This window comes from Paraburkholderia sp., assembly GCF_034668105.1.
In the GTDB taxonomy this organism is placed as follows: Bacteria; Pseudomonadota; Gammaproteobacteria; order Burkholderiales; family Burkholderiaceae; genus Paraburkholderia.
In genome coordinates this window covers 1-10,241 of the sequence record NZ_JAXDPY010000493.1, presented here as the reverse complement: position 1 = coordinate 10,241, position 10,241 = coordinate 1, and the positions used below count along the sequence as shown (strand labels likewise).

General features: G+C 62.9%; 7 protein-coding genes. 3 read left to right on the top strand and 4 right to left on the bottom strand.

Annotation, left to right across the window (positions count from 1 at the left end; genetic code table 11):
* Positions 1-1,307 (bottom strand): methyl-accepting chemotaxis protein (locus QOC89_RS22315; RefSeq protein ID WP_323047002.1); only part of this gene is annotated, 1,307 nt, incomplete at its 3' end.
* Between the two features lie 524 nt (positions 1,308-1,831).
* On the opposite strand from QOC89_RS22315, the gene QOC89_RS22310 reads away from it, so the two are divergent.
* Positions 1,832-3,100: an MFS transporter gene (locus tag QOC89_RS22310; RefSeq protein ID WP_323047001.1), complete on the top strand. Its 1,269-nt coding sequence runs from the start codon at positions 1,832-1,834 to the stop codon at positions 3,098-3,100.
* A gap of 136 nt (positions 3,101-3,236) precedes the next feature.
* A complete protein-coding gene (locus QOC89_RS22305; protein WP_416340439.1) occupies positions 3,237-5,240 on the top strand; it encodes a propionate--CoA ligase in 2,004 nt (667 codons plus the stop codon).
* 115 nt (positions 5,241-5,355) lie between these two features.
* Here the strand turns inward: QOC89_RS22305 and QOC89_RS22300 are convergent, their stop codons facing one another.
* Together QOC89_RS22300 and QOC89_RS22295 are read right to left on the bottom strand one after the other, a co-directional pair.
* Positions 5,356-6,129 carry a 5'-methylthioadenosine/adenosylhomocysteine nucleosidase gene (locus QOC89_RS22300; RefSeq protein ID WP_323046999.1) on the bottom strand — a complete coding sequence of 258 codons (774 nt, stop codon included), beginning with the start codon at positions 6,127-6,129 and terminating at the stop codon, positions 5,356-5,358.
* Positions 6,126-8,477 (bottom strand): UvrD-helicase domain-containing protein, encoded by a 2,352-nt coding sequence (locus QOC89_RS22295; protein ID WP_323046998.1) that lies wholly within the window; start codon positions 8,475-8,477, stop codon positions 6,126-6,128. The genes QOC89_RS22300 and QOC89_RS22295 overlap by 4 nt, the downstream gene beginning before the upstream one ends.
* 451 nt (positions 8,478-8,928) lie before the next feature.
* Here QOC89_RS22295 and QOC89_RS22290 point away from each other — a divergent pair, with 451 nt between their 5' ends.
* On the top strand, positions 8,929-9,156 hold the full coding sequence (locus QOC89_RS22290; RefSeq protein WP_027776570.1) for a sulfurtransferase TusA family protein: 228 nt from the start codon (positions 8,929-8,931) through the stop codon (positions 9,154-9,156).
* A gap of 165 nt (positions 9,157-9,321) precedes the next feature.
* On the opposite strand, the gene galU is transcribed toward QOC89_RS22290, so the two are convergent.
* Positions 9,322-10,203 (bottom strand): UTP--glucose-1-phosphate uridylyltransferase GalU, encoded by an 882-nt coding sequence (gene galU / locus QOC89_RS22285; protein WP_179733223.1) that lies wholly within the window; start codon positions 10,201-10,203, stop codon positions 9,322-9,324.
* Positions 10,204-10,241 lie beyond the last annotated feature (38 nt).

The window sequence follows — 10,241 nt, the reverse complement described above, 5'->3', positions numbered from 1 at the left end:
CGGCCTTCCTCGCCGGCTCGGGCGGCTTCCACCGCGGCGTTCAACGCCAGAATGTTGGTCTGGAATGCAATTCCCTCGATCACGCCGATGATGTCGCCAATGCTTCGCGCGCTATCGTTGATCTCGTTCATCGTCGCAACCACGCGGCTCACCACTTCGCCACCCTTCTCGGCAATCTCCGAAGCCGTGTTGGCCAGACTGCTCGCCTGCTTCGCGTTGTCGGCGTTCTGCCTGACCGTGGAGGTCAACTGCTCCATGCTGCTCGCCGTCCGCTCGAGCGCCATCGCCTGCAACTCGGTACGCTGCGACAAGTCGAGATTGCCCATCGAAATTTCACCCGAGGCGGTCGCAATCGCATCCGCACTGGACGCGATGTCGGAAACCGTCGTTGCAAGGCCGCTTTGCATGTCGTGCAGCGCGTACAGCATGCTCGATGTGTCCTTGCGCCCCAACGCGATCTGATTCGACAGGTCGCCCGCGGCGATCCGGCTGGCAATCTCCTTGGCATACGCGGGCTCGCCGCCAAGCTGGCCGGCCAGGCGTCGTACCACCCACTCGCTAATGCCGAACGCCAACGCGATCAGTGCGACGGTTGTCACCGTGATCATCACGAACGACGAATGGTAGATAAACCCGGACGCCTGAATGGTCGCCTTCGCAGCCGTGCCGCGCTGCTCGACAAGTTCGTCGACGAGTTTTTCGAGCTTGCCGGTCTCGACCAGCAACGACACGTCCTGCATGCCGACCTGCCAGTTCATCTGCGAAAGATCGAGCGGCTGCGCTTTCACCAGCGTCACGAAGTCGCGCAAATGCCCGCTCCACACGGTGACGGCCGCGGCAAATTTCTTCTGCTGGTCGACGGCCTTCGCATCGGATGCGTCGACGTAGTGCTGCAGCGTGCCCAGTTGCGCGGCGAGGCCGCTTAAAGCCTTGTCGATGTCGGCGCCAAGTTCGTCGCGCTCCTTGGCCGTGGTCGCCGTCAGCAGCATCTTTTGCGCGCGGCTCGCGCGCAGCGTGTGGCCACGCGCCTCCTCAGCAGCGAGGCTCGCCACGTGGCCCTGGTCGTAAATCGATTGCGTGGAAGCGTTCAGACGGCTGATCTGGGTCAGCGAGAACACGCCGATCGCAAGCGTGCCGATCAACAGTACGGCAAACGCAAGCCGCAACGTCGCCTTCACCGACAAGCCTTTGAGCCGCGCGGCACGCGGACGGCTACCTCGGCCGCGCGATGGCGAAGGCTTGCCCGCCGCCTCCCCTTCCGGTACGAACCCCGCCCCCGTCCGGCCGCCCAGCGAAACTGCTTTCATATTCTCGTCCCCACGTTTCGAACTGCCGGAAGGTCAGTTCCGGCATTAATGCTTATCTCTCCGGGTTTACGGCGTGAACGTCTGCGATCTTTAACGCCGCTCGCTTCATGCCGACCGTTGCGCCCGGTCCTCGACGCTTCGCCTTGTAAGCTTCGCGCCCGCGACCGTTTTATACATGGCCAAAAATCCACAAACCGCATTTATCAGACGGCTTGCCAACCAGGCGTGGTAACGGCAATACACCCGCCGCAAGCACCGCTGCAGTGCACCGTGTTCCCGGTTTGAACGCATCCCGGATTCCCGAATGAGCGAGAAGTGTCCGATTCGCGACAAAACTTGTCCTCATAATTCACCCGAGCCACATTAAACTTCGATAATTAGCCGTCAAGGGGGTGCGCCGTGTCGGAATGCCGCAGTCGTTCAACCGGCAAGCGAACACGAAGAATGACGGCGGACCGCCCGCCTTAGAACGCCTTAAGTCTTGAGCCACTACCCGTCATCCTTTTTCTTCTCTCTTCTAGCGTATGGAAACGAGCCTCGATAAAAGCGCCCTCGCCGGCGCCGCTGCCGGAACCGCTGGTTCTGCCAATCCGTCTGCCGCCGCGCAGCCGGCCGCCAAAGTCCAGCGCACGGTTTACTCCGTGCTCGGTGCGATCAGCTTTTCGCACCTGCTCAACGACATGATCCAGTCGTTGATCCTGGCCATTTACCCGATGCTGAAAGACAACTTTTCGCTGTCGTTCGGGCAGATCGGGCTGATTACGCTGACCTACCAGATCACGGCGTCGCTGCTGCAACCGCTGGTCGGCACCTACACCGACAAGCATCCGAAGCCGTACTCGCTGCCCGTCGGCATGGGTTTCACGCTCGCCGGCCTGTTGCTGATGTCGGTCGCGCCGAGTTTCGGCGTGCTGCTGGTCGCGGCGGCGCTGGTCGGCTGCGGCTCGTCGGTGTTTCATCCGGAGTCGTCGCGGGTGGCGCGCATGGCCTCGGGCGGCCGTCACGGGCTCGCGCAGTCGCTGTTCCAGGTGGGCGGCAATGCGGGTTCGTCGCTCGGACCGCTGCTCGCCGCATTGATCGTGATTCCGCACGGCCAGCGCAGCATTGCGTGGTTCTCGGTGGCGGCGCTCGTCGCGATCGTCGTGTTGACGCAGATCGGCCGCTGGTACAAGGCGCATCCGTCAGTGAAGAAGGCGCGCAGCCAGACCGGTCACGCGACGCTGTCGCGCAACAAGGTGATGTTCGCGATGAGCGTGCTGATGCTGCTGGTGTTCTCGAAATACTTCTACCTCGCGAGCCTCAATAGCTACTTCACGTTCTATCTGATCGACAAGTTCCATCTGCCGGTTCAGGCCGCGCAGATCCACCTGTTCGTGTTCCTCGCGGCGGTGGCGGCAGGCACGGTGATTGGCGGCCCGATCGGCGATAAGATCGGCCGCAAGTATGTGATCTGGGTGTCGATTCTCGGCGTCGCGCCGTTCACGTTGCTGCTGCCGTACGCCAACCTGTTCTGGACCGGTGTATTGACCGTGATCATCGGTCTCGTGCTGGCTTCGGCGTTCTCGGCGATCCTCGTCTATGCGCAGGAACTGATTCCCGGCAAGGTGGGAATGGTCGCGGGCCTGTTCTTCGGTTTCGCGTTCGGTATGGGCGGGATTGGCGCGGCCGTGCTCGGGCAGTTGGCCGACGCCACCAGCATCACCTATGTGTACAAGGTCTGCTCGTTCCTGCCGCTGATCGGCGTGCTCACGGTGCTTCTGCCGGACGTCGAAGGCAAGCGCGCGAAAGCGTGATGTGCCGCTTCGGCGGTGAATGAGGATCAAGGCGCTTCGGCGCCTTTTTCTTTGGGCGGCGGCTTTCTTTGCGGTTGCTGACGGCCACCCGTCATGGTGAACCCGCGTTGTCCGCACAGCCGCGCGTGCTCTATGCTTGTGCGGACATACGCACTTCTCTTCCGCCGCACGACAGCAGCACGACAGCAGCGCGACTCGACACCCGTCCACTCACGCAGCAGAAGGATCGCCGCAGATGACCCGTTACCGCGACTTCCACCGCCGTTCGATCGAGCAACCCGAGGCGTTCTGGCGCGAACAGGCGCAGCGGATCCACTGGCAGACGCCGTTCGATACGGTGCTCGACCGCTCGAATCCGCCGTTCGCGCGCTGGTTCGTCGGCGGCCGGACGAACCTGTGTCATAACGCGGTGGACCGCCATCTGGTGGAGCGCGCTCAGCAGAACGCGCTGGTGTATGTGTCGACGGAAACAGGCATCGAGCGGCGTTACACGTACGCCGAGCTCTACGCGGAAATCAACCGGATGGCCGCGGTGATGCGCTCGCTGGGCGTGAAGCGCGGCGACGTCGTGCTGCTCTATCTGCCGATGATCCCCGAAGCACTGTTCGCGATGCTCGCGTGCGCGCGGCTCGGCGCGATTCACTCGGTGGTGTTCGGCGGCTTCGCGGCGCCCAATCTGGCAGCCCGCATCGACGATGCGAAACCCGTGCTGATCGTGACCGCCGACGCCGGCGCACGCGGCGGCAAGGTGATCGACTACACGCCGCTGATGGACGAAGCGCTCGCGCGCGCGGCCCACAAGACGCCGCATGTGCTGCTGATCGATCGCCAGCTCGCGCCCGAGCGTCTGAACGCGAACTACCTCGTCGCCTATGAACCGCTGCGCGAGCAGTTTTTCGACGCCCATGTGCCATGCGAATGGCTCGAATCGAACGAGCCTTCATATGTGCTGTACACGTCGGGCACGACCGGCAAGCCGAAGGGCGTGCAGCGCGACGTCGGCGGCTATGCGGTGGCGCTGGCGGCGTCGATGGAACACATCTTTCAGGGTAAGCCCGGCGACACGATGTTCACCGCGTCGGACGTCGGCTGGGTGGTCGGCCATAGCTATATCGTCTATGCGCCGCTGATCGCGGGGCTGACCACCGTGATGTACGAAGGCACGCCGATTCGTCCGGACGGCGGGATCTGGTGGCGCCTCGTCGAACAGTACGAGATCAATCTGATGTTCACCGCGCCGACCGCGTTGCGCGTGTTGAAAAAGCAGGACCCGGCGCTGCTGAAAAAATCCGACCTGTCGAGCCTGCGCACGCTGTTCCTCGCCGGCGAGCCGCTCGACGAACCGACCGCCGCCTGGATCGCCGGCGCGCTCGGCAAGCCCGTGATCGACAACTACTGGCAGACCGAAACCGGCTGGCCGATGCTGGCGATTCCGCGCGGCGTCGAGGCACTGCCCACCAGGCTCGGTTCGCCGGGCGTGCCGTCGGCCGGCTTCAATCTGAGCTTGCGCAACGAACTGACCGGCGAGCCCTGCGCGCCCGGAGAAAAGGGCGTGCTCACGCTGGGTTATCCGCTGCCGCCGGGCTGCATGTCGACGGTATGGGGCGACGACACGCGCTTTATCAGCACCTACTGGTCGAGCGTTCCGAACCAGCAGGTCTACTCGACGTTCGACTGGGGCATTCAGGACGAAGACGGCTACGTGACGATCCTCGGCCGCACCGACGACGTGATCAACGTCGCGGGCCACCGGCTCGGCACGCGCGAAATCGAGGAGGCGTTGTCGAGCCACGCAGCGGTCGCGGAAGTGGCGGTGGTCGGCGTGACGGATGCGCTCAAGGGCCAGGCGGCGATGGCCTTCGTGGTGCTGCGCGACACGCAGGCGTACGCGAGCGACAAAGCACGCAGCAAGCTGGAAACCGAACTCACCGCGACGGTAGACCGTCAGCTCGGCGCGATTGCGCGGCCCTCGCGCGTGGTGGTGGTGTCGATGCTGCCGAAGACGCGCTCCGGCAAGCTGCTGCGCCGCGCGATCGCGGCGCTGGCAGAGGGACGCGAGCCGGGCGATTTGCCGACCATCGAAGATCCAGCGGCGTTGCAGCAGGTGCGCGAGGCACTGGGGGATTCAACGAAACACTAGCCGGCACCAAGGCCAGCCATGCCGTGAAAGGGCGGGCGCACAGGTGCGCCCGCCCTTCGAACTACTGCTGTTGGACCGGCCGGTCAACACGCCGCACGTCAAAGCGGCGAGCAGATCACCCGCGACGCGCCGCGAGGAACCGCGTCAGAATCGCGTTCGAATAGGTGCCGGCGATCTCCGTGAGAAACGATACGAACGACTCAGGCGCGTGGTCGTCCGCGGTATCGGAGATGGTGCGCACCACCGCACACGGCACACCGTACTCGTAACAGACCTGCGCGATCGCCGCGCCTTCCATCTCCACCGCAAGCGCATCCGGCAGCGCATCGCGTAGCGCTTTGACGCCCGTCGCACTGGCGACGAACTGATCGCCGCTGATGATCAAGCCGCGATGCACGCGCGGCTCACGCGTGCCGAAGCGTGCCGCCTGCGCCGCGCCCTCTTCCGCGACAAAACGCTCACACGCGGCGGCCAGCCGATCGGCGAGCGCCGCATCGGCTGCAAAGCGCGACATACCGAGCAAGGGCACTTCAAATCGGGGAAAGAGCGGCGACGCGTCGAGATCGTGCTGCATCAATACATTGGCGACGACGATATCGCCAACCCGCACCTCCGTTCCCACGCCGCCGGCGACGCCTGTAAACACGACGGCTTCGACGTCGAACGCATGGATCAATGCACTGACGGTGGCCGCCGCCGCGACCTTGCCGACACGCGCCAACGTCACGACGCAAGGCGCGCCGTGCACCGTCCCGAGGTGATAGTCACGCTGACCATGCGTGATGGTGCGCACGCCGGATTCGGCGCGCATTGCTTCGATCAGATCGCCGAGTTCCTGCGGCAACGCGGCGAGAATGCCGAGCGGACGATGCGAGATGGCTCCGTTCATTCGACCGCCTGCAATTTGGCAACCGCCAGCGCCAGCCACTTCTCGCCGTGCCGCTTGAATTTGACCTGGGCCTTGGCATCCGTGCCGCCGCCTTCGAGCGCCGTGATCGTACCTTCACCAAACTTGGTATGGAACACCTGCTGGCCGATGCGAAAACCCGCTTCAGCCGCGCGCTGTTCGTTTGCAAAGGCCGGCAACGGCGCCGGTGTGGACGACGAAGCGCCCGTGTAACCCGGCCGCGCGAACCAGTCGCGGCCATAGCCGGCGTTATCCGAGCGGCCGCCCCAGCGCGCGCCCGCCTCGACCTTCGGCGTGAGCCACTTGAGGGTTTCCTGCGGCAGTTCGTCGAAGAAGCGCGAGCGGATGTTGTAGCGCGTCTGGCCGTGCAGCATCCGGCTTTGCGCGAACGACAGATACAGCCGTTCCTTCGCCCGTGTGATCGCCACGTACATCAAACGACGTTCTTCTTCGAGGCCGTCCGATTCCATCGCGCTGTTTTCATGCGGAAACAGCCCTTCTTCGAGACCGGTGATGAACACCGCCGTGAATTCGAGACCCTTGGCCGCATGCACGGTCATCAACTGCACGGCTTCCTGACCGGCTTGCGCCTGGTTGTCGCCCGCTTCCAGCGATGCGTGCGACAGGAAACCGGCGAGCGGCGTCATCGTGTCCGGGTTTTGCGCCGGATCGGCGATGCCGGGCGCGTCCAGCACGACGGTATTCGGGTCGTCGGTGGCGACCGCCAACTCGGGAGCCGCGGTCGCGCCCGGGCGCAGCGGAATCGAGCGGGCCGGCGTATCCATGCCGTAACCTTCTTCGCTGACGAACGCTGCCGCCGCGTTGACCAGTTCCTGCAAATTTTCCAGCCGGTCCTGGCCTTCGCGTTCGTTCTGATAGAACTCCGTGAGACCGCTCGTGCGAACCACGTATTCGACCGTTTCCGGCAGGCTCATCTGCTGCGTTTCCGCGCGCATCCTGCCGATCAGGTTCGCGAAGCTGGCGAGGCTCGAGCCCGCCTTGCCCGCGACATACGGAATCGCCGCGGCCATCGAACAGTTGTACAGACGCGCGGCATCGGCAAGTTGCTCGATCGAGCGCGCGCCGATGCCGCGGGTCGGGAAATTGACGACGCGGGCGAACGCCGTGTCGTCGTTCGGATTGTCGATCAGCCGCAGATAGGCGAGCGCGTGCTTGACTTCCTGACGCTCGAAAAAGCGCAAACCGCCGTACACGCGATAAGCGATGCCCGCATTGACCAGCGTGTGTTCGATCGTGCGCGACTGCGCGTTGCTGCGATACAGGATGGCGATTTCACTGCGCGACGTGCCGGTACTGATCAGCGCCTTGATTTCCTCGACGATCCAGCCTGCTTCCTGGGTGTCGGTGGCGGATTCGTAGACGCGCACCGGTTCGCCGTGACCCGCGTCGGTGCGCAGATTCTTGCCCAGGCGCCGCGAGTTATTGGCGATCAGTTGATTGGCCGCGTCGAGGATATGGCCGTGCGAGCGGTAGTTCTGCTCGAGCTTGATCATGTGCCGGACATTGAACTCGTGTTCGAAGTCGCGCATGTTGCCGACGTTCGCGCCGCGGAAGGCGTAGATCGACTGGTCGTCGTCGCCGACCGCGAAGATCGAGTTGGTTTGCCCGGCCAGCATCTTCAGCCACGCGTATTGCAGCTTGTTGGTGTCCTGGAACTCGTCGACGAGGATGTGTTTGAAGCGCGCCTGATAGTGGGCGCGCAGCGGCGGATTGTGCGCGAGCAGTTCGAAGCAGCGCAGCAGCAGTTCCGGGAAATCGACGACGCCTTCGCGCTGGCATTGTTGGTCGTAGGCTTCGTAGAGTTCGACGAATTTACGGTTGAAGTTATCCGTGGCGTCGACGTCTTTCGGGCGCAGGCCTTGTTCCTTCGAATTGTTGATGAAGTACTGGAGATTTTTCGCCGGGTACTTTTCATCGTCGATGTTGAGGCCCTTCATCAGACGCTTGATCGCGGAGAGCTGGTCTGCGGTGTCGAGGATCTGGAAGGTGGCCGGCAGGCCGGCGTCGCGATGGTGCGCGCGGAGCATGCGGTTGCACAGGCCGTGGAAGGTGCCGATCCACATGCCGCGCGTGTCGATCGGCAAGAGTGCCGAAAGGCGCGACATCATTTCGCGGGCGGCTTTATTGGTGAAGGTCACCGCGAGGATGGTGGCGGGCGACGCCAGGCCGTGCTGGATGAGCCATGCGATCCGCGTGATGAGGACGCGGGTTTTGCCGCTGCCCGCGCCGGCAAGGATGAGCGCTGGCTCGTTGGGGAGCGTGACGGCGGCGTGTTGTTCGGGGTTTAGATTGGCTAGCAGATCGGGCATTTTTTGGGAGGACGGCGAGAGCGTTCGATATTATATGCCCCTGGGGGGATGGGGTTTTTGTTGGGTTTTTTTGCCTGCGGGGCGCTTGTTCGTCTGTCTGCCTAAGGCGTTGGCCTTTCCTTGTTTTCTTGTCACGGCGGCAAAGAGAAGTAAGTGCCCGCCCCGCACAGGGCCGACGCTAATAAACCAATAACAAAGCAAGGAAAGGCCAACGCCGTAGGCACACAACTAAAGCGCCCGCAGGCAACCAGCTCAAGGAAAGCCCAACGCCGTAGGCAAACAGACCAACAAGCGCCCACAAGCACCAAGCTCAAGAAAAAGCCAAAACCCAGACAGAGAAAACCCAAACCTAGCCGCCCTCCCGGCGGCTCCCTCCCACCTGCTGTAGAATTTGACCTCGCCCCGGCGTCGCGCAAACGACGCCCCATCCCGAAGGTCATCGTCGATGCAAATTCAGATTCACAAGGAAGTCGATGCGCGCGGGCTGATGTGCCCGCTGCCCATTTTGCGCGCCAAAAAGGCGCTCGCCGACATGGAAAGCGGCCAGATTCTTAAGGTACTGGCTACCGATCCGGGCTCCCAGCGCGATTTCGCCGCGTTCGCAAAACAAACCGGCAATGAAATCGTCGAAAGCTCGGCCCACGACAAAGTTTTCACGTTTTTGATGAAGCGCCGCTAAATCAGTCGCATCGAAGCACGACGCGAACACCCGTTAGCCGGCCGCCCTTACCCGGGCGCCAAAAACAAAAGGCGCCGTACCCGCATTCGCGGGCACAGCGCCTTTCTTACATCCGGCTGTTGCTATCGAAAAACCATCGAAAGCCTTGCAGCGCGAAGCCGTCGCTCAGCCTTCCAGCACCGGCGAACGCGTACGCAAATACTCTTCGAAATCAGCTGCCACTTCCGGGTGACGCAGCGCAAACTCAACCGTCGCCTTCAGATAACCCAGCTTGCTGCCGCAATCGAAACGCGTGCCGTGGTACTTGTACGCCAGCACCTGTTCATCGGCGAGCAACGATTGAATTGCGTCCGTCAGCTGCAATTCGCCGCCCGCGCCCGGCTTGATCGAGCGGATGTGATCGAAAATCCGCGGCTTCAGCACATAGCGGCCGACCACGCCCAGGTTCGACGGCGCCGCACTCGGCTCCGGCTTCTCGACGATGCCCGACATCTTGATGATCGAGTCTTCCCACTCCTTGCCCTCCACAATCCCGTACGACTTGGTTTCCTGCGCCGGGATCTCCTCCACGCCAATCACCGAACTGTGATAGTGGTCGAACACCTCGATCATCTGCGTCATGACCGGCGGCGTGCCGTACAACAGGTCGTCCGCGAGAATCACGGCGAAGGGGTTGTCGCCCACCAGCTTTTCCGCGCACAGCACGGCATGGCCAAGGCCGAGCGCCTCCGGTTGACGCACATAGAAGCAGTCCACATGGCTCGGCTTGATGCTGCGCACCAGTTCGAGCAGCTTGTCCTTGCCACGCGCCTCGAGCTCCGCCTCGATTTCGTATGACTTGTCGAAATGGTCCTCGATCGCGCGCTTGCTGCGGCCCGTGACGAAGATCATTTCGGTGATGCCGGCCGCCATGGCTTCTTCCACCGCGTACTGGATCAGCGGCTTGTCGACGATCGGCAGCATTTCCTTCGGACTCGCCTTCGTGGCGGGGAGAAACCGGGTGCCCAGACCTGCTACCGGAAATACCGCTTTTGTAACTTTTAGCATGTGATTACCCTGCATCCTCTGGTTTAGCCTGTTCCGTG

What these genes read in the sequence shown, in the direction of transcription:
- QOC89_RS22295 (WP_323046998.1), bottom strand. Translation starts at nt 8,477, where the DNA reads ATGCCCGATCTGCTAGCCAATCTAAACCCCGAACAACACGCCGCCGTC.
- galU (WP_179733223.1), bottom strand. Translation starts at nt 10,203, where the DNA reads ATGCTAAAAGTTACAAAAGCGGTATTTCCGGTAGCAGGTCTGGGCACC.
- QOC89_RS22300 (WP_323046999.1), bottom strand. Translation starts at nt 6,129, where the DNA reads ATGAACGGAGCCATCTCGCATCGTCCGCTCGGCATTCTCGCCGCGTTG.
- QOC89_RS22310 (WP_323047001.1), top strand. Translation starts at nt 1,832, where the DNA reads ATGGAAACGAGCCTCGATAAAAGCGCCCTCGCCGGCGCCGCTGCCGGA.